Source organism: Wohlfahrtiimonas sp. XWW7, assembly GCF_056716055.1.
Genome location: NZ_CP168032.1, coordinates 1500402 through 1526289, shown reverse-complemented (window position 1 = coordinate 1526289; position 25888 = coordinate 1500402). Strand labels below are relative to the sequence as shown.

Genomic DNA, 25888 nt, shown 5'->3' with positions numbered 1-25888 from the left:
TACTCTTAAAATTTAAATTCAGCAGTTAAACCAATCGCACGCGGACGTTGAATAATTGCTTCTTTTCTCTCATTGGCTGGGATGAATGTGGGGCGTTTTGAATTCAATATATTGTCTGCATAAAATGAAATTCGTGCAGATTCCAAACCTGCCACTTCAAATGTATAACCTGCATATAAATTCATTTGTGTATAAGAAGAGATTCGGCCATTTTTATCATTTGTATAATTGGAATAATAATGATCTGTCCAATGAATATTGCCACCTAAATCCCATTGACCGTGTGTATAATGCGTACCTAGATTAAATGTAAATTCAGGCGCTCGGCTTAAGGATTTCCCTTCGACGCCACTATTGGGATATTTTTTAATGTCGGTTTTTAAATAACTCACACCGCCATTAATCGACCATTGATTCGTTGCTTGATAACTTGCAGAAATTTCTGCACCGTATGTATCCACTTTATCTGCATTCCGAATCACAACCGAATTTGTGCCCAAATAATAAGGCAATTGCATATCTGTATATTGGTTATAAAAAATATTGGTGAACACTTCTAACTTATTATCCAAAGCGCGAATACGGTTATATAACTCATAATTCCAAACCTGCTCAGATTCATATTCATAAGCTACAAATGGTCGACCAAATGTAATACCTGCACCACCAGGATTATAGCCTTTGCTGACTTTAAAACCTGCTGTGAAATTCTCAGTTGGCTTCCATGCAATATCCACCTTAGGTAAAAATACTTTTTCTGTTTTGTCTACATTCACAGCAATGAGTGAACTTCCGCCGTGTCTTTTATGCTTTTCTTGTTCAAATCGCCCTGCAATAGTGATATCCCACTCTTTTGTCGGCGAATACGTTAATTCAGCAAATACTGCTTTTGTTGTAGTGCGATCATCAAAAACATTCATCTGATTGAACAGCTTGACACTTTCATCCTGCTTACCTGTAAAGAAAAACAACCCCACTAAACCCCGTAAAAATTGATCCTCATTATTAAAGCGCACAATAGGCTCAATCTGCCACTCTTTACCATCCACCGTTGCTGGAATCCCTTGAGCATTGACAGCCCCAATGCGATTATTTTTATATTTGGTATAAATCACTTTATTAGCAAATCCAATATTGTCATTGATTTGCCAATCCACATCCCAAATTCCAGCATAAGATGCTGTTTTAAACATTGGGCGTTCTGGTGTATAACGTGGCGCTCCAGGATTGGTGGACGCTTCATTTTGTGGAGTGCGTGACTTAATATTATTAAATGTCAAACGCGTGAAAAAATCTGGGAAATTGGATGGTGTATATAATAACTTCGCGCGTGTTGTCGTTGTTTCAATATCTCTTGGGCTACCCACAGGAAAATAACTTGGCAATTTCACATAACTTTGGCGCGTCTGTCGGTCATAGCTCACACGAAATGCCAACTCATCAGCAATGATCGGACCAGAAATTACAGCTGATCCTTGTCGACTTTTTTGATTACCCAATAATAATTTCGCACCACCTTCCCATTCAAAACTTGGATCTTTCGAAGTCATCACAATGGCACCCGCAATCGCATTACGACCCTGAGAAAAACTTTGTGGCCCTTTAAACACTTCGATCTGCTCAATATCCCATAAGGATTGAGTTGCAAATGCAAATTCGTTATAAGTCGCTGAACGACCATCTGTTAATAAATTCAAACGAGGGCGAGAACCAGCCAAAAATGCTACAGCACCTTGTGCTGGGCCAGAACCATCCACACCGCGAACAGCAGGTAAATCATTTCCAACACTACCAATATCCACAACATTCAGCGTCTGCTTTAATAAATCTTTCACAGATTGAACATTACCATCTGCTTGTACTTGATCAATGGCAAAAATTTCTGTGCTCGCAGCAGTTTCAAAATGAGATCGCCCTGCTTTTTCACCAACTACAATCACCGCACTTAAATCTGTGACCGATTCATTTTGCTTAAATTCAACAGAACTCTCTTCTGCCAACACCTGCCCAGATACCAATAACGCCATCATTGCGACGACAGTATTTTTCCGCTTCAACATTGGATATTTCCCTTGGTTAACAATTTTGCTTAAATATTACAATTTTTGTAATATTATCATTAATAAATAACAATGCAAATGATTATTAATCTCAAATAGGAGTTATTTGATTTTAGGTTTTATATCAAACTTCGGTTACCATAGTGCCGATAAACGTAGATAGGAAGGTTATGGATCTAGGCAATCAAACTCGTCAAACCATCATACAAGCGAGCGAAAAATTATTTAGCCAACATGGTTGGCAGCGTATTTCTATTGGCGATATTTGTGAAGAAGCACAGATCAGTCGTGTGAGTTTTTATCGCTATTTTAAAAATAAAATAGAATTACTCAAAGAGATCATTAAGTTACAACAAATTGATGTCAAAAGCTATTACTCAGATATTCTGCATCAGGCAACCAATATAGAAGAACTCATTAATGCCATTTTTCAATATCAGGAAGCTGCACTGCAAAAGTTCTTCACTCCTGCGGTACTAAAAGACTTTGACAATAACAAGAACAAAGAACTCGATGCATTTATACAAGAAGAACGCCACCAAAAATACCTATTTTTGAACCATTTTTTTGAAGAATTACAACGTAAAAAACTCATTCATGTAAATTATCCAGTGCCATTGATACACGCTTATTTAAAAATCATGGATGATTTAATGATGAGTGAACATGTACAAAACATTTATGGCGGCGAGAAAAAAGAGCTTCGCAAAGATGTCCTCAAGCTCATTATGTTCGGTTTATCTGGCCCCAATTTATATCAAACTGAATAACCAATAAAAAAAGCTGAGCGTTTGCTCAGCTTTCATTCAATAAAACAGTCAATGTTAGATCAGTGTTTGTACACTCACTCGACCTTTAACAAGCGGCGCTTTTCTCTTTGTGCGATCATCTTCTTCACAAACAATTTCACCTGTAATACTTGTATAACAATATGCACCACTCGAATCTTTGTCCGTTGTATGCGTACTATTATCCTTACCTGTCAAATCTTCTAAAGACTCTTGGATAATTTTCTCCAACTGACTCACATCAGTCGTTGTATTACTAGTTGGTGGCTCAGAAATCGCATCACCTGTCGGCACACCTAATGCATTATTTGTTGTACCTTTATTGCCTCGTGGTGTTTTACCTACTCCACCTGTTGAAATATCAAATGATAAGGTTTTACCAAAAGCTAAATCCGCTAAGCATGGATCATACAAACCATTGTCATCATAAGGTAAATAACGCTCTGAAATACCCCATGTTGCAAACACTGCCGCTTTATAAATTTCATCATATTTCGGTGCTTGAACTAGACGCTCACCTGATTTTGTACCATCGGCGATCAATCTTTGATACCAGCCATCTTGTGTTTTAGCTACATCACCCGCAGGGCTTGTCAAAACCAAATCATGCGTAACAGTTTCATTGTAATCAATATTTGAGCCGTCCTTATAGCCGATCTTACCTTCTTTTAAGTTATTCACTGATAAAAGTGGTTGAATTCCAATGTTTGCTCGCAAATTAGATACTGTCGTTGTTGATAATGGCGTTGTTTTATTACGATCTGTAATACCATAAATTCCATGCTCTACAGCAGCATTATCGCCACGATCACGTACATGATTATTGGCAACACCTGTACCAAAATAAATACCGAATAAACCTGATTTCTCATTTTTAATCAATAATGGTTTCGCCGTAATTGCTGACTGATACTTTTTAGTTGGATGCTGTGGTGCTTGGAATAAATGCGTCACTTTCGTTTTATCATCATCAGTAAAATCCGCACCATTGAACTCTATCCGATATAAAGAACCTAAATAATCACCTACATATAGTCGATCTAGAACTTGCCCTTTGCCACTCGCATCTTTTCGTATGCTCGCAGCAATTGCGATCGCAGACACACCTGGTAAAGGAATACTGTGCAGCTTCTCACCTGTATAGGCATCCATAAAATAGATTTCTGATTTATCTGCCATACCATTACCAAATACAGCCACCAATTGACCTCTATCTTCACCATTTTTATTAATGATGCGATTAAACACCTCAAAATCAGAATATGTATAACCTAATTTATAATCAGAATTCTTTGCTGTACCATCAATTTCAAATAATGGCGTAATTTGGTTCATAATCGGTCGATTACTGTTCACAGATCCTCTAGATGCATTCCATTCTTTAACACTCAGATCAGATGCACCAAAGATACGGTAACCGACGATACCTTGTCCGCCCGTACCCATGCTAGTTAAACCTATAGTTGCATAAATATTACCAACACCAGGCTGATAAACTTTACCATCCACAATGCGAGTTTTCCCTTCCAATACCAAAGTTGCATTAGTATTCGGCTCTGTAATTTCTGGTAAACGTTTAACCAATAATTGTGGGAAATATGCTGTATCCCTTTCACCGCCTTTCGCATTACCTGTAAGACCGCGTTCAGCATTGATAAAGTTAATAAAGCCATCATTATCCGCAACAATCACGTAATTTTTGGGCTGGAATTTAGCTTTATACAGTAAATAATTCACGAGCTCTTTACTTAAACTCGTAGACATCATTTTAGGTAATACATTGATATGCAATACATCTTTATTAACTATCTGAATATCTGAATTTGTAATACTACCCATCGGATTCAATCGGCCGCGCAATCCCTGACTCGCTGCATTTTTAAAATCTGTCAGCCACTGAATATATTTTTGATCATAAACAGCATGGGGATTATTCAACTCTTTTTTCAGAACTTTAGTGAATTCTTTTTTAACTGCATCACTGTTTAGCTCATTAATTTCTAAACCATTCTTTTTACTGTTTAAAAAAGTGACATATTTACCCTGTTTAGGCTTAATGGTTTGATTGCTATCCCATATAATAGATGTAAATGTTTTAGACGTTTTTTCACCTTTGGCATTCGTTTCCGTAATTTTATACGGTACAACAGCACGTAAACTACCGAATTTTTGTCTAAAATTATAGATAGTATCATAACGAATCGCACCAATTTTTGATAAGTCTACACGACCATTTTTCATTGGTGGAGCACCTTCTAACATATCCGCATATGTCTTATCATTCTTTGCAAATGAGCTACTTGTACTACGGATAATGGATGCAAATATCGTATCAAATGCAATTAATAAATCCTCCGCTGATCCATTAGATCCTTGCTCCACTCCTAAATTCATACCTTTACTTGGCGCTGTCAATTGTGTATATACTGGCGAGGTTTTAGGCATATATAAACTTACGCTATGCGTAGTAATATTCATAGGGCGAGATAAAAGATCTTTCCAATTCCTCCCCGCATCATCAGTGAGTTTTTGTTGCCATTGACCATTCTTAAAAATTAATTTTTGAGCATCGCGCAAATCCACAGCTGCTAATTGTTCGCCTAATTTAATCTTTTGAGATGTTGCACCAAAGTTAATTGATAGTCGTTGATTAACACCATTATATTCACGAGAACCTCTACCACCTAAAGAAGTGGTCCCAAACATCGACTCATCTTCTGTTGCAATGCCTCTAGCAATATATTCATTGGGTAAACCATCTGTCATTAATACAATATGATTTTGTTGGCATCTATAACGTAATGGTGTTGCAAGTTGTTCTGCAGGAAAGTAAGTGACTCTTGATTCAGTTGCCGTTGTCCCTCCTGAACCATATTGATTAACAGGGAGCCCTCTAAACATTTTAGATGCTTCATATACCCCAGAATACACAGGCGTCATACCAGGTGCACGTAAAATCATATTAGATACAGGTGTAATCACATCTCTTCTAAAAGTATATTCATCTAAGATAGATAAATCAGCAATTGGCTGTGCAATTAAACCGCGCCCATTCGTCCTTTGGGATAAAAAGCTCACACCTAGATATGCTTTATCACGATATTTATAAAATAAATTTTCAAATGCATATTTAAGTGCCTCTGAACGTTTAATTTTTCTTTGTTTATTAGCATCCCATACGTCTCTAGCATCCATAGATCCAGAATCATCTAGCACCAGATGAATATTAGGTTTTGCTTGTGGCGTACTAAAAATAGGTTCATTTGATGGCTTCAGATTTTGGCCATAAGCTTGAGCAAATAAAATACAGCTGACGATACTTGCAAGCGCACCTACTTTATAAAAAGCCTCATTTTTTTTCATTATTTTGCCTCTTATACTGATTACATTTATTGGATATAATATACAGATACCTATAACATAAACTGTAATGAAATCATAACTCTATGGCAATATAATACAACTTTTTATATATATTTTCGATAAAATCAACCCTTCCCAACAATCAATTTTATCTATTGAGCAACATTGAGATACGATGAATCTATCTAACAATTTGATCTTCATAACAATATGAAAATTGCATAGCAAATGATCATTTCAAACCATTTGCTATATTTTTTGAGTTGATTGCCTTAAATCAAAAATAAATTAAGTAAATTATTTTATTGTGAACAAGCATTTAATAATGCTTCAATACTTTGGTATTCAATCCCTGAATGTTCAGTTAAGCCAATCTGACATGTACGACTCATAGAAACACCATGATCACAATATTCAGGGATATTTTTTTGCAATAACCTTAATCCATTAGCATTCAATTCAGGCAACAACATCCCTTTATTCCCTGCATAACCACAACAAGCAATATTCGTAAAGCTCAAATCATCCGTACAAGCCTCTGCCAATTTTGTTAAAGCTGGCGCTGCTTTCATTTTGGTGGCTGAACATGGGATATGTAGTGACAAATGCTCACGCTTATTCACGATGGTTAATTCGGGCAAAACCTTTTCCGCTAAAAAAGTTGCCGCATCATAGAGTGTAATTCGGCTATCCAACAAGCCTTGATCCTGAGCTTCAAAGAGTTTTAAAGCACATGGGGCATTATCAATATAAACAGGATATTCACCATTTTGACTTGCTTTCAACAATGCATCATTCACACGATTCACTGATTTTTCATTCGCCAATAACTCTTTTGTAGATTCAAAAGGTTGCCCGCAACATAAACTCGTATAATTTTCAGGGAAAATCGCGTTAAAGCCTGCTTTTTTGAATAATGACAAAGTATGATCAGCAACGGATACATGATCATTTGTGCCTTCTGCAAATGTACGATTCACACAGGATACAAAATAAACCACAAACTGCTGAGCATCGTCATTCACATATTTTGTAATAGGTTTTGCTGATTTTGGCAAAGATACAGGCAGAATCGGAATGCCTTTGAAGATTGAGTGCATTTTTTGAGAAATTTTTGCGCTGTTCTGGGCACCAATTGCATGGGAAGCATTGATCATTCCTCTTGCCACTTTACTCAAACCATTAATGTGAGATTGCGCAAAGTTAGCGATATCAGGCTGACGATTGGCAACTTTCAGTACCTTCATCATTTCACCTGTATTAATCCCAATTGGGCAACGAGTTGCGCACATGCCTGTGGTTGCACAAGTTTCAATGCCCATATAAGGATAAACTCGCTGAATGGATGCCAATAATTCAGGATTTTCACCTGTGCGCACTAATTCTTGATGCTGGCGCCACAATACAATGCGCTGACGCGGCGTTAAAGATAATCCATCCGATGGGCAAGCAGGTTCACACAAACCGCATTCAATGCATTGATCAATGATTGCGTCAGCTTCTGGCATTGCTTTAAGATTTTTTAAATGCAACGTTGGATCATCAGTAATGATCACATCAGGATTAAAAATCCCTTTGGGATCAAAAATAGATTTAATCGCACGCATGATGCCATAAGCATCTTCGCCCCACTCTACTTTCACAAATGGCGCAATATTTCTACCTGTACCATGTTCTGCTTTCAATGAGCCATTGAAATCAATCGCCACAATTTTTGCCAATTCATCCATAAAGAGATCATATTTTTTAACCTCCTCTTCATTGTCTAATTTTGGCGTGAGAATAAAATGCAGGTTCCCTTCCAAAGCATGCCCCATGATCATCCCTTCTTCATAGTTATGCTTTTTCAATAAATCTGTTAAAACTCGTACACCTTCTGCTAAGCGTTCAATCGGTACGGCTACATCTTCTGTGATCACATTACTACCTTGCGGGCGACTGCCACCAATAATGGGCAATAAGCCTTTGCGCACGCTCCAATAGAAATCCGTCACAACAGTATCTTTTGAGAAAGTACTGTGCTCAGTGGCATGATGCTCTTTCACTAAATTGTTGATGAACTTAATTTGCTGATCCAACAATGCATCATTTTCTGCTTTGGTTTCAATCAATAAACAACCTGAATCATCAGGAATATCCGCATAGAAAAAATTAGGGAGATTTTGTGTAATGTGTGAACCCACACAACGAATACTGAGGGCATCCAAAAGTTCCACTGAATCCACTGTCGCTCTTTGACGCAGCGCGGTCACTGCATTACAGCAGTTATCCAAATCATCAAAATAGATCAAAGCTGATGCTTTATGCGGGTGATCCACCACTGTTTTATAAGTAATCTCGCTGATGAATGCCAATGTGCCTTCTGCACCAATGATTAAATGCGTGAGCATATCAATGGGATCAGTGAAATCCACCAACGCATTGATACCATAACCCGTTGTATTTTTCAGGCGATATTTATGACGAATTTTTGTTTCTAATTCAGGGTTATCACGAATCATTTGCGCTAAATTTTGAATAGATTCCAAAAAGCTCGCATGAGACTGCCTAAAATCAGCGACACTTTTATCATCACTTGTATCTAAAATTGTGCCATCTGCAAGGATTAAACGCATCGTATCCATTGTGTGATAGCTATTATCTTTCGTACCGCAGCACATGCCGCTTGAGTTGTTAGAAGCTATCCCACCAATTCTTGCTGTATTAATGGTTGCTGGATCAGGCCCAATTTTTCTGCCAAAAGGCTTCAGAGCCAAGTTTGCATTAGAGCCAATCACCATCGGGCGCAATTTAACTTTCGCACCATTATCCAAAATTTTCGTATCGACAAAATCATCCCCCAATAAAACTAATACTGAATTAGATGATGTTTGCCCTGATAACGATGTGCCTGATGCGCGGAATGTCACTGGAATTTGCTGATCATGAGCGATTTTAATGATGCCTAAAACTTCAGATTCATTTTGTGCACGCACAACAATCTCTGGAATGTAACGATAACAACTTGCATCTGTACCATAGGCAAAGCGCACTGCTAATTCTGTATATATCTGTTTTTCAGGCAACACTTTCTTTAAAGCATTCTCAAACAAACCATAATCGCCCCGAGTTGTTTTTATATTTCCCATGATTGTTTTAGCCCCCCAGCCATACAATTTGATTTTTCCTGATTATTTGCGCTACATTTGCATTAATGTTTTAAATTATCAACACTGATAATGTAAAGCAAACACTTTTATTGACAATCGAACAGGATTCTAATTGGAGAAATCACATGATCATTTCAGCATCAACCGACTATAGAAAAGCTGCCGAAAAAACTTTACCGCCTTTTCTATTCCATTACATCGATGGCGGTGCGTATGCAGAACACACACTAAAACGCAATGTTTCTGATCTATCAGAGATTGAACTCAAGCAATTAGTACTGCGTGATATGTCCAACATCAGCACAGAAACCCAATTATGGGATGATACATTATCCATGCCAGTGGTATTAGCACCAGTTGGCTTGACTGGCATGTATGCCAAGCGCGGTGAAGTACAAGCTGCCAAGGCAGCAGCAAAACGTGGTATTCCTTTTACAATGTCATCCGTTGCCATCTGCCCAATTGAAGAAGTGACACCACAAATTGATCGCCCAATGTGGTTCCAACTGTATGTATTAAAAGATCGTGGTTTTATGAAGAATGTTTTGGAGCGCGCCAAAGCCAATGGTGTAAAAACATTAGTATTCACTGTAGATTTACCAACACCTGGCGCGCGTTATCGTGATGCTCATTCAGGCATGAGCGGGCCGAATGCAAATATTCGCCGCATGATTCAAGCATTCACTCATCCAACTTGGGCATGGAATGTTGGTGTACAAGGCAAGCCTCATGATTTAGGCAATATCTCTAAATACTTTGGGCAGCCGATTGGTTTAGAAGATTATATTGGCTGGTTAACGAAGAACTTTGACCAATCCATCAGCTGGAAGGATTTAGAATGGATTCGTGAATTTTGGGATGGTCCATTGATCATTAAAGGCATTTTGGATCCCGATGATGCGCGCGATGCTGTGAAGTTTGGTGCTGATGGCATTGTGGTTTCCAACCACGGCGGACGCCAATTAGATGGCGTATTATCTTCAGCGCGTGCATTACCACCGATTGCTGATGCAGTGAAAAATGATCTTAAAATCCTTGTGGATTCTGGCATTCGTACAGGTTTAGATGTTGTGCGTATGATTGCATTAGGTGCAGATAGCGTAATGATCGGCCGTGCTTATGCTTATGCATTGGCAGCGGGCGGACAAAGTGCGGTAGAAAACCTATTAACACTATTTGAAAAAGAGATGCGCGTTGCCATGACATTAACAGGCGCAAACTCTATTCAAGACATTACGAGTAAGATTTTGGTTTAATCTCATAATATATTCACCAACAAAAAGCCAACTCAGCTATTGAACTGCACCCCAAAAGTTGGACACAACTTTGGGGTGTTTTTATATGGCGAAGTATTCTTTTGATTTCAAATTAAAAGTTGTTAAGTTTTATCAAAAAGGAAATGGATATAGCTCTACAGCTGATCATTTTAATATTGATCACTCCACCGTTAAAAAGTGGGTCAAAGCTTATCAGTATCATGGTCAATCAGGGATTCAGCCAAGAACAACAAAACGATTATATTCTGCTGAATTCAAATATTATGTATTGAAGTTTATGTCAGATCATTATTACTCTGCCCGCGAAGCGGCTTCATATTTTAATATTCCAGCATTTACTTCTATATTAGAATGGCAATCACTGTTTAAAGAAGGTGGTTTGAGTGCACTTGAACCACGTCAAAAAGGAAGACCTAAAAAGATGAGATTGCCCAAAAAACCTGATAATCGCACTGAACAAGAAAAGTTGATAGATCAACTTCAAGCTGAATTAGCCTATCTTCGTGCGGAGAATGATGTGTTAAAAAAGTTTCAGGAATTGGACGAGAAGGAAGAAGCGCTCAGGCGCAAACAATCATCGCAGAAGAACTCAAAGTAAAGCATTCATTGTCATCGTTACTGAAAATCATGAATCTAGCCAAAAGCACTTATTACTATCATAAGGCAGTATTGGCTAAGCCTGATTCAGATGAAAGCCTTAAAGCAAGGATAACAGCCCTTTTTCATGAGCATAAAGGTCGATATGGTTATCGTCGCATCACTGCGATATTACAAAAAGATTTCCCCATTAACCATAAAAAAGTTCAAAGAATCATGCGATTACTGAATCTTAAATCTTTAGTAAGACCGAAGAAATACCAATCTTATAAAGGAAAAGTTGGAAAAATAGCGAAGAATATTTTGAAGCGTAATTTTAAGGCTCAAAGGCCCAACCAAAAATGGGTAACAGATGTCACAGAGTTTAAAGTGAACGGTGAAAAGCTGTATTTATCTCCGATTTTAGATCTATATAATCAGGAAATTATTAGCTATGAAGTTGCTAAAAACTCCAAATATGAGTTGGTGGGTAAAATGCTGAATAAGGCATTGAAGCATTTAAAGTTACATAAGAAAGGACGCAAGAAACTGATTTTACATTCTGATCAAGGTTGGCAATATCAAATGAAACAGTACCAACAATCTTTAAAAGATCACAAAGTTAGACAAAGCATGTCACGCAAAGGCAATTGCTATGATAATGCTGTGATTGAGAACTTCTTTGGTGTTTTGAAATCAGAGCTATTTCATGTGAAAAAATTTGAATCTATCGATCAATTAGAGAAAGAGATTCATGAGTACATCGATTATTACAATAATGATCGAATTAAGCTCAAACTAAAAGGACTGAGTCCGATAGAATATCGAAATCAGTCCTTGTCTTTATAATTTATAAACTGTCCAAGTTTATGGGGTCAGTTCACTATTGGGTTGGCTTGCTGTTTTTATAATAGCCATAAGATAATATCCCGCCTTGCAAGTGAGATATTAATGAATCAATGAGTTGATTATTGAGTGTCTTTCTCTAAAACAACCGCTTTACCGCGTAAAACTTTCCAAAATACAGATCTAAACATCCATAAGTTGATCAAAGCTAAAGCTGGTAAAAGTGTGATCAAGAAATAAACAATATACAGTTCTGACATCTCTTTTGCATTGGCCAATAAGCTATCTTTATCAAATTGCATGAATATCACGCTACATGCTGTAGCAATGATGAGCAAGAAAAAGGCAATGAACCATAATCTTCTCACTTGTTCTTTTTTCATAAATAGTGCAGTTAAAATGTACACAACAACTGCGATTGCTACGACTATTAATACCATCTTTCAACTCCTAGTGAATGCTTTCATATGAATTCTAGCAAGATAAATCCATTAAGGTAATAGTTTATATAATAATCTCCGATTAACCTGCTTTATTTTCTAAAATACTCAATCCAAACAAATACAGGCCGTGCAACCACCATGACCATTAATAAACGTAATGTTTGCATGGTTGTCACAATGGCGACATTTAAATGTAATTGTTTAGCCGTCAATCCCATTTCAGATATCCCCCCAGGCATCATCCCTAAACCTATGGTTAAAAAGTCCAAATGAAAGCTCACTGAAATTACATAAGCCACAACAATCAAAGCCACAATGCCCATCATGGATGATAGAATCATGCCTCTCATGTATTTCAAACCCTGTTTAACGGTTTGCGTTGTAATAGGATCGGCCAATGCCATTGCCAGCAAAACCTGTGCAAATGCCAAGAATGACACAGGCACTTTCATAGATAACTCCATAAAATATGTTGGCAGCGCTGTACCTAACAAAGCACCAATCATCCAAGGATTTGCCTGTTTTAACTTTTTCCAACCTAACACGCCAATGAGACTGCATATCCCAATTATAATCATGCCTAAAATGGATAAATGATTTTCAACATAAGCAACATCCGACACTCGGCTCACATCAGACCAAATAGTTGCGAGTAATGGCACACTGAATACTAATAAAACAATTCTAACTGTGTGACCAATAGCCACAAAAGCGGGATCTGCGCCAAATTTTTTCGACATATTCACCATTTCGCTTGCGCCACCTGGCAAATATGTAAAATAAATGGTCGCAAATGATGCATGTTGTTTAGCATTAATAAAAATAGTCATTAAACTAACAAATAAGCATGCAAATACTCCTAATGATAATAAAAACCACTCTTGAGAGATGAGATGAACTATATCCCGAGTAAAATATAAACCTAACGAGATACCAATAATGAATTGACCAATACGACGACCTTGCTTCAAAACCACATAATGTTGAGTACATAAATTCCACACAATGGAGGTAAACAATGCACCTAAAGTCCAAGGCAAAGGGATATTTAACAGGCTTGCCAAATATCCCCCAATGATTGCAACCGTGAATGAAATCAGTAAATTTCTAGTAACCAAGTGTTTATCCTTTAGCACTCACCTTCTTCATCAGGTATCTTTTATAAGCTCTATAGATTGGCAATAAAATGACAAAGAAAGATAAAACCCATAATGTGATAGAAATCGAGCTATTCCATAAAATACCAACTTCCCCGTTGGATATGGATAATGCTCGTCTTAAATTAGCCTCCATCATATCACCTAAAACATATCCTAAAATTAAAGCCGATAATGGGTAATTGAATTTCCGTAAGAAATAACCAAAAATACCAAATAAAATGACTAAAAACAGGTCAAAAGTCGTACTGTAAAGTGCATATACGCCTGTGAAACTCACCAAAGCAATGCCTGGCACAAGAATATAATTTGGCACACTCAATAATTTTGCAAAAAATCCCACCAGTGGCAGATTCATAATCAATAAAATAATATTACAAATGAACAGCGAAACAATTAATCCCCAAACTAATTGAGGCTCTTGGGAAAATAACTGCGGCCCTGGTGTAATATTATACAAAGTCAATGCACCAATCATCACAGCTGTCGTACCTGAACCTGGGATGCCCAGTGTTAACATTGGGATCAATGAACCATTGGCTGAGGCGTTATTAGCAGCTTCAGGTGCTGCAACACCACGAATATCACCATTACCGAAATCACCTTTATTACCTGCTAGCTTCTTCTCACTTGTGTAAGTAATCGCACTTGCAATGGTTGCACCCGCACCAGGTAATACACCCACAACAAATCCAACAATACCGCTTCTAATCATCACAGGAAATGCAATCAAAAATTCTTTAACATTAAAATACATGCGCTGCCCTCGAGTCGCAATTTTTGTACCTGCTGCCGCTTGCTCTAACATTAATAAAATTTCACTAATACTGAAAAATCCGATGATAATTGTCGTAAATTGAATACCATCAAATAATCCAACAATATCAAATGTATAACGATAAACACCGCTGACACCATCTACACCTGGAATTGATAATGCGATACCAATTAATGCTGCAATTAAAGTTTTAATTGGCTTATCTGTCACAAGTCCAGTTAAACAAGTAATGGCAAAAATCATCAATGCAAAATATTCAGCGGGCCCAAAGGAGGTTGCCCACTTTGCCAAAAGTGGTGCAAACAACACAACACCAATCGTTGCCAACAAACTCCCAAAGAATGAACTGACCGCAGAAATAGATAATGCGATACCTGCTTTACCCTGCTTCGCCATAGGATAACCATCCAGCGTTGTCATCAAAGCCGCTGCATCACCTGGAATATTCATCAAAATTGCAGAAATTCTGCCTCCGTATTCACAACCGACATATACAGCAACCAATAAAATTAATGCAGTTTCCGCAGGCAAACCAATCGCATACGTGAAAGGCATTAATAAAGCTACACCATTAACAGGGCCTAAACCTGGCAATAATCCAACAATTGTTCCAATAAATGCGCCCAATAACGCAACCATAAGATTAGTCGGTTGTAATGCAACCTCTAATCCTAACGATAAAAAACCTAATGTTTCCATAGTCAAATCCTATTCTGATTGGAATGGCCCGAGTGGCAATGGCACATCCAATAACACATCAAACAACAGATATCCGCCTATACTCATCACAAATGCAGTGATTAAACATGGGATAGTTTTGCCGCCAAATACCTTGCCAACCACAAAAATCATCATCATGCTTGCCAACGGAAAACTCGCAATTTCAAAAAGGTATGCATACGCAAAAAAAGCGATTAACAGCACGATAATCCGTTTAATTACTGGTGGCGTTACTTTCATTAACTCGTAATAATCATTGCGTCTTACTACTATGCTAATGAGTGATAAAATCAATAAGCTGGAAATTAAAATAGGAAATGCTTTGGAACCAACAGAATCATATGAAATAACACTATCAAATGAAAACGCCAGATAAAACATGCCCATCGATACAATCAATAAGCCTATCGAAAAAAAACGTTCAATTCTCATTTTTCACCCTCGACTAAGCACTGAAGGATAGTATTCCTTCAGTGCATTTCGTCTCATATTTCACTCAATGATATTATTGAATCAAGCCAAATTCTTTTGAGATTTCTCGCAAATCTTTCACTTGTTGATCAACATATTTATCCAATTCATCACCCGTCATTGCAAATGGCAATAAGTCACGTTGCGTACGCAACACTTGGAAATCCTTAGAAGCTAACAATTCATCAAATTTTGTTTTCCACCAATCATAATCAGAATCCTTCACTTTAGGCCCCATGTAGAAGCCCCTGATCACTGGCCATAAAACATTGTATCCCTGCTCTTTTGCTGTCGGAATATTTTCCAATACACCGCCAATTCGTTCATTTGAGAAAATTGCCAAGACTCTCATGTCACCACTTTCTACATAAGGTACCATTTCCGCAATTCCTGAACTCATTACATCAATATGCCCGCCTAATAAATTTGTTACAATCTCGCCACCACCTTCTAAAGCAACATAAGACATATTTTTAACATCGAAACCCGTCTCTTTACCTAACAGTGCAACTTGCAACCAATCTTGACCACCAATGCTTCCACCTGCACCAATCACAACAGATTTAGGATCTTTCTTCAAAGCTGTCACTAAATCTTCCAATGTTTTAATCGGTGAATCAGATTTCACTGAAACAGCACCATAATCAGTACCAATCGCGGCCAACCATTTCACATCACTTTCATCGTATTTTCCAAACTTACCTTGTGCAATATTTAATAAAGATCCTGTAGAAAATGCCACAATCGCATTCGCATCACTATTTCTATTGGCAATAATACGATTATAAGCAACAGCACCAACACCGCCTGGCATATAAGTCACACGAATAGGTTTGGTGATCAAACCTGTATCTTTAAATCCGCTTTGAATCAGTTTACATGTTAAATCAAAACCACCACCTGGTTGTGCTGGCGCGATACATTCAGGACGCTTTGCTTCAGCGGACCCAAATTGCATCATAGATGCAGTTAGTGCTAATACCAAACCTAAAAGTTTTATCTTAGATCTTTGTTTCATTAATATCCTCCAAATCCTTATTTATTGCTTTTAATGCTTTATTCTTAATCAATATTAGAAACATCCAACATTTATCACCTAAACTATGGACTTTGATCAATTTGGCACATAAACAAAAAAACTACAAATATAAATTTATATTGATCAGTGTCTAAATTTACATACATTGTTTCAATAATTTTGATATTAAACTTAATTATTTGATTTTAATCATGTTAAATATATAAATCCCATTTAAAAAATAGGAGCAAAGATATAGTAAAAATAAATTTTGTAGCCGCAATGTATCTATTATTTGACTAAATCAAATTCCTCAGAAAGACCGCGTAAATAGTGTACTTGCTCATCTATATATTGATCTAGTTCATTACCAGTCAACGCAAATGGCAACATGTCATATTGCGCACGCAATCCATCAAATTCTTTATGGATTAATAATGCATCAAACTTAGATTTCCACCACTGATAATCGGACTCTGTCACATTTGGCCCCACATAAACACCGCGCACAACGGGCCAAACCACATCATAACCTTGTGATTTTGCTGTCGGAATATTATAGAGCTCACCAATATCTTCCTCTGAGAAAACCGCTAAAACTCTAATATCTCCACTATCCATATAGGGCATCATTTCCGATAAGCTAGAGCTCATAACTTGTATTTTCTTATGAAATAAACTCTCTATAATGTCACCGCCACCTTCAAAGGAACGATATGTAATTTTCTTGGCATCGTATTGCCCACTTTTACTCAATAGTGCCACTTGCATCCAATCTTGATTACCTTCTGCACCTTCTACGCCAATCAAGATAGACTGAGGATTCTCCCTCATCGTCTTCACAAAATCCTTAAGGTTTTTAAAAGGTGAGTCCGCTCTCACAAATAATGCACCATAATCAATCCCAATAGCAGCAAGCCAGCGTACATCATGTTCATCATGCTGCCCATATTTGCCTTGCGCAATACTGAGCAATGTACCTGTTGAAAATGCTATCACCGTATTCACATCATCGTTTCTATCTGTCGTGAAGAAATCATAAGCTGTTGCACCAATCTTTCCTGGCATATAAACCAAACGAATAGGCCTCATAATTAATTCTGTTTCTTCAAAACTTGACTGAACGAGCTTACAAGTCATATCTAGACCGCCACCTCTTTTCGCAGGCACAATACATTCAGGTCGCCTAGCCTCAGCCTGTACAAATTGAAGAAACATAGATGATATAAAAATTGTGATAATTGTAATCATTCTGCACTGTATGAATCTTTTCATAAAAATCTCCTCGTAGTGCTTTTGTTTTTATACTGTGATACAAGCAACTACGCTTTCTATTGGTTGTTTTTTATCATTAAACGCCTAATTATTCACGATAAATACTACTTTAACTCTTTGTTATTCTAACATAAAAAATAAAGCCCTATTTTAACAACAGGGCTTTAAGATCAAACATCTATCATTTAGATAAAGTTAATTTTTTTGATTTCTGAATATTCATCACTGCAATAATGGCAACAATGATCATACCACCAATATCTGTATACAATTCAGGGATGATCAGCATTAAAGCACCCACAGCCAGTATCAAACGCTCAATCATATTCATATTCGTTTTAAAGTAACCTTCAACGGCCGCACCTAAACTAATGACACCAACAATTGATGTGAATGAGATCATTATAATAGACAAAATCGGCGGTACAGGAAATTCCGTCACATTCATACTTGTTAACCCTGTAGTATCGATATAGAGCATCGCAGGATTATAAACAAACATGAATGGCACGATGAATCCTGCTAAAGCAAGTTTCAATGATTGCCACCCAGTTTTCATCGGATCACCGCCTGCAATCCCAGCACCCGCAAAAGATGCCAATGCAACTGGCGGTGTAATATTGGCGAATAAACCAAAATAAAATACAAATAAATGCGCCACTAACACAGGCACACCTAATCCTGCAATTGCAGGTGCTGCCATCGTTGCTGTGATGATATAAGCAGGAATAGATGGTAATCCCATGCCTAAAACCATCGAAGCTAGCATAGTCAAGAATAATGTTAAGAATAAAGAATCTTTACCAATGCTCGTGATCATAGAGATCATAACACTTGCAAACCCTGTTAAACTCACTGTACCAATGATGATACCAACCACCGCACACGCTGCCATTACAGGCAATGATTGTTTAGCACCAGAAATCAATGCATCCACAACATCTTTGAAGTTCATACGAGTCTCTTTTCTAAATTGACTCACGATGATGCTGATCACAATTGTATAAAATGCTGCAAAGTTAATCGGTACGGACTCCGACAAAAAGTAAACCAACGCAAAAATTGGAATGAGTAGATGTCCACGCGCCAATAAAACTTCTTTAACTCGTGGCAAATCAGCTTTTGGAATACCTTTAAGATTATCTTTACCTGCTCTAAAATGAACTTGTGCAATCACACCTAAATAATAGAGTAATGCTGGGAAAAATGCCGCCAATGCGATCGTACTATATTTAACACCTGTTGTTTCTGCCATAATGAAAGCACTTGCCCCCATAATTGGCGGAAGAATTTGTCCACCAACAGAAGCACTCGCCTCAACTGCGCCCGCAAAGTTGGCATTATAACCAACGCGCTTCATCATAGGGATCGTGAATACACCTGTACCCACAACATTACCTACGGCAGAACCATTGATACTGCCCATAAAACCACTTGAAATGACGGCTACTTTCGCAGGTCCACCTTGCTTGTGCCCTGCCAATGCTAACGCTAAATCATTGAACAATTGTCCCATGCCCGATTTAGCCAAAAATGCACCAAATAATATGAATAAGAAGATAAAGGATACGGAAGCGCCAATGGCCGTTGAATAAATACCTTCTGTTTTAAGATACATCTGGCCGAAAATATCACCCAAATCATACGGACGAGTTAATAATCTATTCGGCATAAAGTCATAATGACTGATGAAAGGATAAACCAAAAAGATTAATGCTAAAATCGGTAATATCCAACCCATGACACGGCGCGCGCCATCAATGACTAAAATCACAGTCATAATACCAAAAGCAATGTCCAACTTATTGGGAATACCACCACGCGTATTCATAATGGCATCATACTCTATCCAGAGATAACCAAAGGATGCAAAAGCACAGCACATTAACAACCAATCATAGAATGGAATCTTAGTACGATTTTGTGAAGCATATGTAGGATAAATTAAAAAAATCAGTGCTAAACCAATCGCAACATGGGCTGCGCGATAAAGTAGCTGAGGAATCGGATAATACGTTGTCACCAGATGGTACAACGAATAAAACAACGCAAGCCCTGCGATAAACAGTGTAATGTTGCGATTAGAAGGATGTCGAACTAAAGATTCTCGATCAAATTTCTCGAGAATTTTTTGCCCATCATCAATTTGAGGCTGTGAACTTGTCATAGCAAGTATCCTTTAAAAAAGTCCAAATGGTATTCTTTTGTGTTGATAATGTGATTTCAGAGTAATCATCAAAATATTGGTAAATTGGAATACTGCCTTGCGCAGTCATAATCGTGGATTCAACATTTCTGGAAATCATCCAATAAATTTGTGGCATCTCTAAATTAGGATCAGATTCAACAAAACCTTCTTTAGTCGTCAAATGCACGCTATAGGGTGTACCTGCACCAAATGTTTTGAATTGAGATCGAAACAGCAGTAGATGATCATCCTCTGCTTTGTAAGTTTCTCGCCAAATTTCACGTTCGACAGAGTGAATCCACTGCAATGTAAAAATATCTTCCCTGAAACCACAAGAGAACTTTTCAGTTCTCAGGTTTATGGTTGTGAACCATGGATAAAATGACACACCTAACAGCAACAAGCATGCTGCTGTTAGATACACTGCTATTTTATTTTTTTTGCTCATCGTAGTACTTTTGAGCACCAGGATGAATCGGTGCAACCATACCATCTTGTGCTTTTTCTAAAGATACATCTTTAACTGCTTGATGAGAGTTTTGTAAGCGATCTAAGTTTTCAAAGAATGTTTTTGTTAATTTATAAACATCCGCATCACTTAAATTCTTATTCACAACTAAAGCATTCATGATCACCGCTGTTGGAATTGCTTCTGCATTACCATAAGTGTTTGCAGGAATTTCCATCGCCATGAAGTAAGGTTTATCTTTTGCGATTGTTGCAACATTTTCAGGCTTAATTGTCACCAATTGAAGATCAAAGCCTTGTGCCAACTCCATTAATGATGCATTTGGTAAACCGCTTGTTAAGAATGCCGCATCAATACGACCTGCACGAAGAGCATCTGCCGCCTCTGCGTAACCCAAGTAATCTACACTCAAATCATCATAAGTAATGCCATGACCTTTCAATAAAGCACGCGCATTCACTTCTACACCAGAGTTCTGATCACCGACAGCAACACGCTTACCTTTCAAATCTTCCAGCGTTTTAATGCCTGATTTTTGTGATGTCACGATCTGAACAAAGTTTGGATACAACACTGCAACTTGCTTAACTGAATCTACTTTCTTTTGGAATGGTGCTTCACCATTGATCGCTTGGTTTAAAGCATCACTCATCACAAATGCCATTTCTGCTTTACCTTGGTCGAGCAAGTTAATATTTTCAACTGATGCGCCCGTTGTTTGTGTTTTAGAGTTTGCTTTAAATTTTTCTGAGTAAATCTCGCCCATTGTAGTCGCAATGATGTTATATGGCCCCGATGCACCACCTGTTGCAATCGTTACAAAACGTGTATCTAAACGATCTGCATTATCTGCCTTAGGTGCTTCAGCTGTTGCTTTTGGTGCATCTGTAGAAGCTGTTGTCGCTGGCTTATCAGCTTCCTGTGAACACGCTGCTAAAAACATCGTTAATAACGTTGCTGCGATAACTTTTTTACGACTCATCATGGTGTGATCCCCTTCGAAATATTATAGTAATGCTATTAGATATATGTTTTTGACTCGATCGTCAATCATATTTCCCTAAATATTTAGCATGAATTTATAAAAACTCATATAATTCAATCAAATAAAAAATTATGTAAACTACATAATTCAATTAATATCTACATAAAAAACACCCAATGATTCATTGGGTGCTGATCAGATTTTATTTCAAATCTTGATAAAGTGCGATGGTTTGCTCAATATGCTGCTTCATTAACGAAACACCTAAATCTGCATCTTTTGCCACAAGTGCATTGTAAATCTCTCTATGCACATCGATGAATTGATCCACATTATCCAACTTACGAATGGTTGTCCGCGTTTCATTCAATGTTTCAAAAAAGCGTTCAAAAATGATCTCAACCATTTGTATCATCATGCTGTTATGACTTGCTTTTACTAGCTCTAAATGAAAACGAAGATCCTCTTTCGCTGCCGTTTTTTGTAATTTCACACGTGCTTCTAATGCTTCTAATGCTTCCTCTATCGATTTTAAATCCTGATTGGTAACCCTTTGCGTCGCCAAGACAAATGAGCGCGTTTCTAAACCTTCGCGAATCTCTAATAGATCAATAATATCTTCAGGGTGAATATTCAAAATCCGACTGCGAACACGACCTAAAATCAGATCCTTATCACTTCTTGTCAATATCAATGTGCCATGTGTTTCACCTAAAAGAATATTCTCTTCTTTTAAAATATCAACCGCATGCGCAACTTCTGCTTCAGAATAATGTAATCGCTCTGCAATCTCTTTTACCGTCGGTAATGTTTCACCTGGCAAAAAACCACCCGATTCAATGGATTCCATAATGTACACAATCACTTCTTCATGAGGTATACGTTTAACAGATGTAAGTTTCATGATGCATCCTCCTACTACGTTGATATTATTATTGATTGTTATCAAGCTTTTTGTAGCCGTAAATTCATACTAACACTAATTTTAAATATTACTCAAGCGATAGATACAAATAGCAAAAAGCCCTAGATGACGATTCATCTAGGGCTTGTCACAGATCTTAATATTTTAATATCACATTATACTGGACCATAATTCATCGCTGTTGCAATCCAAATTGCTACCATACCGATGACAATCCAAATCAATAGAATTGGGAATACAAATTTCACCCAACGCGTCCACGGTACTTTACCAACAGCCAATACGGCCATTAAAACACCTGATGTAGGCGTAATGATATTCGTGAAGCCATCGCCTAATTTTAAGATCAATACACCTGTTTGACGCGTTAAATCTAAAATATCCAAAATTGGTACCATGATTGGCATGATGATGGATGCTTGACCTGTGCCCGACGTTACCAACAAATTAAATAACAAGTTAAATAAATATAATAACTGTGCACCCCAATAATGAGAAGTTTGCTGTAATGGCACCAATGTTGCTTGAACAATTGAATCCAATACTCGGCCTTGATCTAAGATCACAATAACCGCACGCGCAATACCAACAACCAATGCACCATAAACCAAAGACTGCGCACCTTTCATGAAGGTTTTAATGTAAGCATTCGGTGAAATTTTGAACATCGCTGCAACGACAATACTCATCATAATGAAAATTGCAGATAAATGATCAACGCCCCATTTAAACTTAAATGCACCATATAAAAACACGCCAATGAATCCGATGAATACTAATAGACTCAATTTTTGCTTTAACGTGAATGTGCCATCCACTTCATGCACGCTATCATCTTCGTCAGGATCATCACTTTCCATACCAGCCATGTAACTCTTTTCAGGGTTATTTGCAATGCGCTTTGCATACCAAACGATATAAGTGATCGTTGCAACAATCAACACAGCAAACAACACAATTCTAAATACAACGCCTGAAAATAATGGAACTTCTGCCAATGTTTGCGCTGTACCTAAAATCGTAGGATCCAAAATCCCAACCGCATTACCAGCATAATAACCAAGGTAAACAACCGCAACACCTGTGATGGCATCAAGCTTCATGGAACGGGATAATGCAATTCCGATTGGAATAAATGCAATGACAGCATTCGCCGCCAATCCCAAAGAGGACAACATACCAAAAATGAAAGCCACCGTAATGATGAGAACTTTGTAATTCCCCTTCGTTTTCACAATCAAAGCATTGATACCAGCATCAATCGAACGAGTGCGATCATAAATAGCAATTGCACCACCAATCATAAAGATCAAAAAGATAATGCTCGCTGATTGTTTCAATCCTGTTGGAATGGCATAAAACACATCCATTAATGATGCGGGATTGGATGCAACTTCATGATAACTACCTGGAACCACACGATTAATGCCATTAATGGCTTCGCGTTCATAAGAACCCGCTGGGATCAAATATGTAGCAATCGCCGCTAAAATCACGATGCCAAAGATAATGATAAAGGCATCTGGCATTGCCCATTGAATTTTTTTCTTATTCTCCATAGTACCTCCTTATGCTGACAAACGCTTGATGACGTTTGCAAACAGCACTGTTCTTTCTGTTAATGTTGGTAATTCAAGGTACTCTTTATCGCTGTGTTGAAAACCACCCACAGGACCTAAACCATCCACGCTTGGCGTTCCAACGCCTGCTGTAAAGGAAGCATCGGAACCACCGCCTGTGAAAATATCATCCACTGATAAACCCATTGCCTGTGCTTCTGCCTTTACAATCTCCACAAGCACACTACTTTCCGCAGTTTTCATCATAGGTGGGCGATTAATACCTCCCGTTAATGAAATCTTAATACCATCCAAAACAGGCTGACTACACACTTCTCTCACTAAACGATCAATTTCAATTCCCTGCTCATCTGTTGTGATGCGCACATCGATTTCTGCACGCGCATTTGGTGCAACGGTATTGACAGATGTGCCACCTGAAATCAACCCAACATTCACGGACAAGCCGTCATCATGACGAGATAATGCATGCAATGCTTGAATCTTATAAGACAACTCTTGAATCGCACTAATGCCATCTTTCGGTGCAATACCAGAATGTGAAGCCTTACCTTCAATGATTAACTCATAAGTACCAACGCCACGACGCGCACTCACAATTGAACCATTCGCTCGCGCAGGCTCCATCACCAAAGCGTAAGATTTACCTTTTGCAAACTGCTCGATTAATCCTCGGGATGAATGAGAACCAATCTCTTCATCACAGTTCAATAAAATTTCAACATTTTTATAAGCATCATTGCCCGCTTCGTATAGTGCTTTAATCGCATAATATGTCAAAACATGACTTGCTTTCATATCGATCACACCTGGGCCATATGCACGATCACCTTCGATGCTAAATGGTCGCTCTGCCACTGTACCTTTTGGAAACACAGTATCTAAATGCGCTGCGATGAATACCTGAGGATTCGTCGCCTCTTGATGTACTAAACGATAATTATTGCCCAATGTTTCATTCGGAAATACTTCTACGGTAAATCCCAGCGCTTTATAACGCTGAATTAACACATCCGCAACCTGATCCACGCCCGCTTTGTCATATGATCCACTATCAATGTTCACAAGTTCTTTCAATAAATCGATCATTTGATCTTGCTGTGAATTAATAAAATTTTCCATCCTCACTATCCCCTTAACCTAACAATTACTTCTCCCAAAATCCGCACCCAACGTCATTAGCCATAACATATTCATTTTGGCGGAAAGTTTTATCCTATGTTACGACGTCGATAATGCAAGTGTAAAAATTAGACAACTACATTTTCACTAATCAGATTACATATTAAACTCACCCTCAACGCCTGATTTTTCCTATCATTATCATATCTATATGATTTTATTTTTTAATAAGTCCTAATTTTTAGAACAATATTGAAAAACTAGACATTGACTACATTTTAACCATGTATCACAATAAAAAAGACCATCTGGACGGTTTTTATTATTCATCTAAGGAGATCTATGAATCTATTATTGGCTTATGGTTTGCTAGCCATCGCTATTGTGACAGAAGTAGCTGGCACAGCATTTTTAGTGAAATCGCAAGGGTTTACAAAGCTGATCCCCAGCTCTATCACCATCATCTGCTATATCATTTCATTTTACCTATTAGCACAAGTGGCAAAAACGATTCCGATTGGCATCGCATATGCAATTTGGGGCGGCGTTGGCGTTGCACTCACAGCCGTGATTGGTATAGTGGCATTTAAACAATACTTGGATTCCCCAGCAATTATCGGCATTGGCTTGATCATGAGCGGTGTCATTGTTATGAATCTATTTTCCACTTCTCTTTCCCACTAATGCTATGACGAAAC

General features: G+C 37.8%; 19 protein-coding genes. 4 read left to right on the top strand and 15 right to left on the bottom strand.

Annotated features, from left to right (window positions below; translation table 11 throughout):
- Window positions 1-5 precede the first annotated feature (5 nt).
- Window positions 6-2060 carry a TonB-dependent receptor gene (locus tag ACA100_RS07345; RefSeq protein ID WP_481077059.1) on the bottom strand — a complete coding sequence of 685 codons (2055 nt, stop codon included), beginning with the start codon at window positions 2058-2060 and terminating at the stop codon, window positions 6-8.
- A 170-nt stretch (window positions 2061-2230) separates the two neighbouring features.
- Between ACA100_RS07345 and ACA100_RS07340 the strand changes: the two genes are divergently transcribed.
- The gene (locus tag ACA100_RS07340) at window positions 2231-2830 is read left to right on the top strand and encodes a TetR/AcrR family transcriptional regulator (protein WP_481077058.1); all 600 of its coding nucleotides are present in this window, start codon (window positions 2231-2233) and stop codon (window positions 2828-2830) included.
- Between the two features lie 54 nt (window positions 2831-2884).
- On the opposite strand, the gene ACA100_RS07335 is transcribed toward ACA100_RS07340, so the two are convergent.
- Together ACA100_RS07335 and ACA100_RS07330 are read right to left on the bottom strand one after the other, a co-directional pair.
- A complete protein-coding gene (locus tag ACA100_RS07335; RefSeq protein WP_481077057.1) occupies window positions 2885-6211 on the bottom strand; it encodes a hypothetical protein in 3327 nt (1108 codons plus the stop codon).
- Between the two features lie 302 nt (window positions 6212-6513).
- Window positions 6514-9339, bottom strand: coding sequence for an FAD-binding and (Fe-S)-binding domain-containing protein (locus ACA100_RS07330; RefSeq protein ID WP_481077056.1), 2826 nt, complete (start codon window positions 9337-9339; stop codon window positions 6514-6516).
- A gap of 146 nt (window positions 9340-9485) precedes the next feature.
- Here ACA100_RS07330 and lldD point away from each other — a divergent pair, with 146 nt between their 5' ends.
- Window positions 9486-10616 carry an FMN-dependent L-lactate dehydrogenase LldD gene (gene lldD, locus ACA100_RS07325; protein ID WP_481077055.1) on the top strand — a complete coding sequence of 377 codons (1131 nt, stop codon included), beginning with the start codon at window positions 9486-9488 and terminating at the stop codon, window positions 10614-10616.
- Window positions 10617-10701: 85 nt separating this feature from the next.
- Window positions 10702-12062 (top strand): IS3 family transposase gene (locus tag ACA100_RS07320; RefSeq protein WP_481076906.1). Its coding sequence is split into 2 segments (ribosomal slippage): window positions 10702-11182 and window positions 11182-12062, totalling 1362 coding nucleotides; the frame shifts between segments, so codons are not numbered across the junction.
- A 119-nt stretch (window positions 12063-12181) separates the two neighbouring features.
- Here the strand turns inward: ACA100_RS07320 and ACA100_RS07315 are convergent.
- The 12 genes from ACA100_RS07315 to ACA100_RS07260 form a co-directional block, all read right to left on the bottom strand.
- Window positions 12182-12499 carry a hypothetical protein gene (locus tag ACA100_RS07315; protein ID WP_481077054.1) on the bottom strand — a complete coding sequence of 106 codons (318 nt, stop codon included), beginning with the start codon at window positions 12497-12499 and terminating at the stop codon, window positions 12182-12184.
- A gap of 92 nt (window positions 12500-12591) precedes the next feature.
- Entirely contained in the window at window positions 12592-13620 is a 1029-nt protein-coding gene (locus tag ACA100_RS07310; protein ID WP_481077053.1) for an AbrB family transcriptional regulator, read from the bottom strand.
- Window positions 13621-13624: 4 nt separating this feature from the next.
- Window positions 13625-15136 carry a tripartite tricarboxylate transporter permease gene (locus tag ACA100_RS07305; protein WP_481077052.1) on the bottom strand — a complete coding sequence of 504 codons (1512 nt, stop codon included), beginning with the start codon at window positions 15134-15136 and terminating at the stop codon, window positions 13625-13627.
- Window positions 15137-15145: 9 nt separating this feature from the next.
- Complete coding sequence (locus ACA100_RS07300) at window positions 15146-15589, bottom strand: tripartite tricarboxylate transporter TctB family protein (RefSeq protein WP_481077051.1); 444 nt, start codon at window positions 15587-15589, stop codon at window positions 15146-15148.
- A 73-nt stretch (window positions 15590-15662) separates the two neighbouring features.
- The gene (locus ACA100_RS07295; RefSeq protein ID WP_481077050.1) at window positions 15663-16646 is read right to left on the bottom strand and encodes a Bug family tripartite tricarboxylate transporter substrate binding protein; all 984 of its coding nucleotides are present in this window, start codon (window positions 16644-16646) and stop codon (window positions 15663-15665) included.
- A gap of 291 nt (window positions 16647-16937) precedes the next feature.
- Complete coding sequence (locus tag ACA100_RS07290; protein ID WP_481077049.1) at window positions 16938-17921, bottom strand: tripartite tricarboxylate transporter substrate-binding protein; 984 nt, start codon at window positions 17919-17921, stop codon at window positions 16938-16940.
- Window positions 17922-18102: 181 nt separating this feature from the next.
- A complete protein-coding gene (locus tag ACA100_RS07285; RefSeq protein ID WP_481077048.1) occupies window positions 18103-20088 on the bottom strand; it encodes a TRAP transporter permease in 1986 nt (661 codons plus the stop codon).
- Window positions 20063-20557, bottom strand: a complete 495-nt coding sequence (locus ACA100_RS07280) for a DUF1850 domain-containing protein (protein WP_481077047.1) — start codon at window positions 20555-20557, stop codon at window positions 20063-20065. The genes ACA100_RS07285 and ACA100_RS07280 overlap by 26 nt, the downstream gene beginning before the upstream one ends.
- Window positions 20541-21563 carry a TAXI family TRAP transporter solute-binding subunit gene (locus ACA100_RS07275; RefSeq protein WP_481077046.1) on the bottom strand — a complete coding sequence of 341 codons (1023 nt, stop codon included), beginning with the start codon at window positions 21561-21563 and terminating at the stop codon, window positions 20541-20543. The genes ACA100_RS07280 and ACA100_RS07275 overlap by 17 nt, the downstream gene beginning before the upstream one ends.
- 202 nt (window positions 21564-21765) lie before the next feature.
- Entirely contained in the window at window positions 21766-22467 is a 702-nt protein-coding gene (locus tag ACA100_RS07270; protein ID WP_481077045.1) for a FadR/GntR family transcriptional regulator, read from the bottom strand.
- A 176-nt stretch (window positions 22468-22643) separates the two neighbouring features.
- Window positions 22644-24047: a YfcC family protein gene (locus tag ACA100_RS07265; RefSeq protein ID WP_481077044.1), complete on the bottom strand. Its 1404-nt coding sequence runs from the start codon at window positions 24045-24047 to the stop codon at window positions 22644-22646.
- Window positions 24048-24056: 9 nt separating this feature from the next.
- Window positions 24057-25190, bottom strand: a complete 1134-nt coding sequence (locus tag ACA100_RS07260; RefSeq protein WP_481077043.1) for a M20 family metallopeptidase — start codon at window positions 25188-25190, stop codon at window positions 24057-24059.
- 342 nt (window positions 25191-25532) lie between these two features.
- Between ACA100_RS07260 and ACA100_RS07255 the strand changes: the two genes are divergently transcribed.
- A complete protein-coding gene (locus ACA100_RS07255) occupies window positions 25533-25874 on the top strand; it encodes a DMT family transporter (protein ID WP_481077042.1) in 342 nt (113 codons plus the stop codon).
- Window positions 25875-25888 lie beyond the last annotated feature (14 nt).

What these genes read in the sequence shown, in the direction of transcription:
- ACA100_RS07345 (WP_481077059.1), bottom strand. Translation starts at nt 2,060, where the DNA reads ATGTTGAAGCGGAAAAATACTGTCGTCGCAATGATGGCGTTATTGGTA.
- ACA100_RS07340 (WP_481077058.1), top strand. Translation starts at nt 2,231, where the DNA reads ATGGATCTAGGCAATCAAACTCGTCAAACCATCATACAAGCGAGCGAA.
- ACA100_RS07335 (WP_481077057.1), bottom strand. Translation starts at nt 6,211, where the DNA reads ATGAAAAAAAATGAGGCTTTTTATAAAGTAGGTGCGCTTGCAAGTATC.
- ACA100_RS07330 (WP_481077056.1), bottom strand. Translation starts at nt 9,339, where the DNA reads ATGGGAAATATAAAAACAACTCGGGGCGATTATGGTTTGTTTGAGAAT.
- lldD (WP_481077055.1), top strand. Translation starts at nt 9,486, where the DNA reads ATGATCATTTCAGCATCAACCGACTATAGAAAAGCTGCCGAAAAAACT.
- ACA100_RS07315 (WP_481077054.1), bottom strand. Translation starts at nt 12,499, where the DNA reads ATGGTATTAATAGTCGTAGCAATCGCAGTTGTTGTGTACATTTTAACT.
- ACA100_RS07305 (WP_481077052.1), bottom strand. Translation starts at nt 15,136, where the DNA reads ATGGAAACATTAGGTTTTTTATCGTTAGGATTAGAGGTTGCATTACAA.
- ACA100_RS07300 (WP_481077051.1), bottom strand. Translation starts at nt 15,589, where the DNA reads ATGAGAATTGAACGTTTTTTTTCGATAGGCTTATTGATTGTATCGATG.
- ACA100_RS07295 (WP_481077050.1), bottom strand. Translation starts at nt 16,646, where the DNA reads ATGAAACAAAGATCTAAGATAAAACTTTTAGGTTTGGTATTAGCACTA.
- ACA100_RS07290 (WP_481077049.1), bottom strand. Translation starts at nt 17,921, where the DNA reads ATGAAAAGATTCATACAGTGCAGAATGATTACAATTATCACAATTTTT.
- ACA100_RS07285 (WP_481077048.1), bottom strand. Translation starts at nt 20,088, where the DNA reads ATGACAAGTTCACAGCCTCAAATTGATGATGGGCAAAAAATTCTCGAG.
- ACA100_RS07280 (WP_481077047.1), bottom strand. Translation starts at nt 20,557, where the DNA reads ATGAGCAAAAAAAATAAAATAGCAGTGTATCTAACAGCAGCATGCTTG.
- ACA100_RS07275 (WP_481077046.1), bottom strand. Translation starts at nt 21,563, where the DNA reads ATGATGAGTCGTAAAAAAGTTATCGCAGCAACGTTATTAACGATGTTT.
- ACA100_RS07270 (WP_481077045.1), bottom strand. Translation starts at nt 22,467, where the DNA reads ATGAAACTTACATCTGTTAAACGTATACCTCATGAAGAAGTGATTGTG.
- ACA100_RS07265 (WP_481077044.1), bottom strand. Translation starts at nt 24,047, where the DNA reads ATGGAGAATAAGAAAAAAATTCAATGGGCAATGCCAGATGCCTTTATC.
- ACA100_RS07260 (WP_481077043.1), bottom strand. Translation starts at nt 25,190, where the DNA reads ATGGAAAATTTTATTAATTCACAGCAAGATCAAATGATCGATTTATTG.
- ACA100_RS07255 (WP_481077042.1), top strand. Translation starts at nt 25,533, where the DNA reads ATGAATCTATTATTGGCTTATGGTTTGCTAGCCATCGCTATTGTGACA.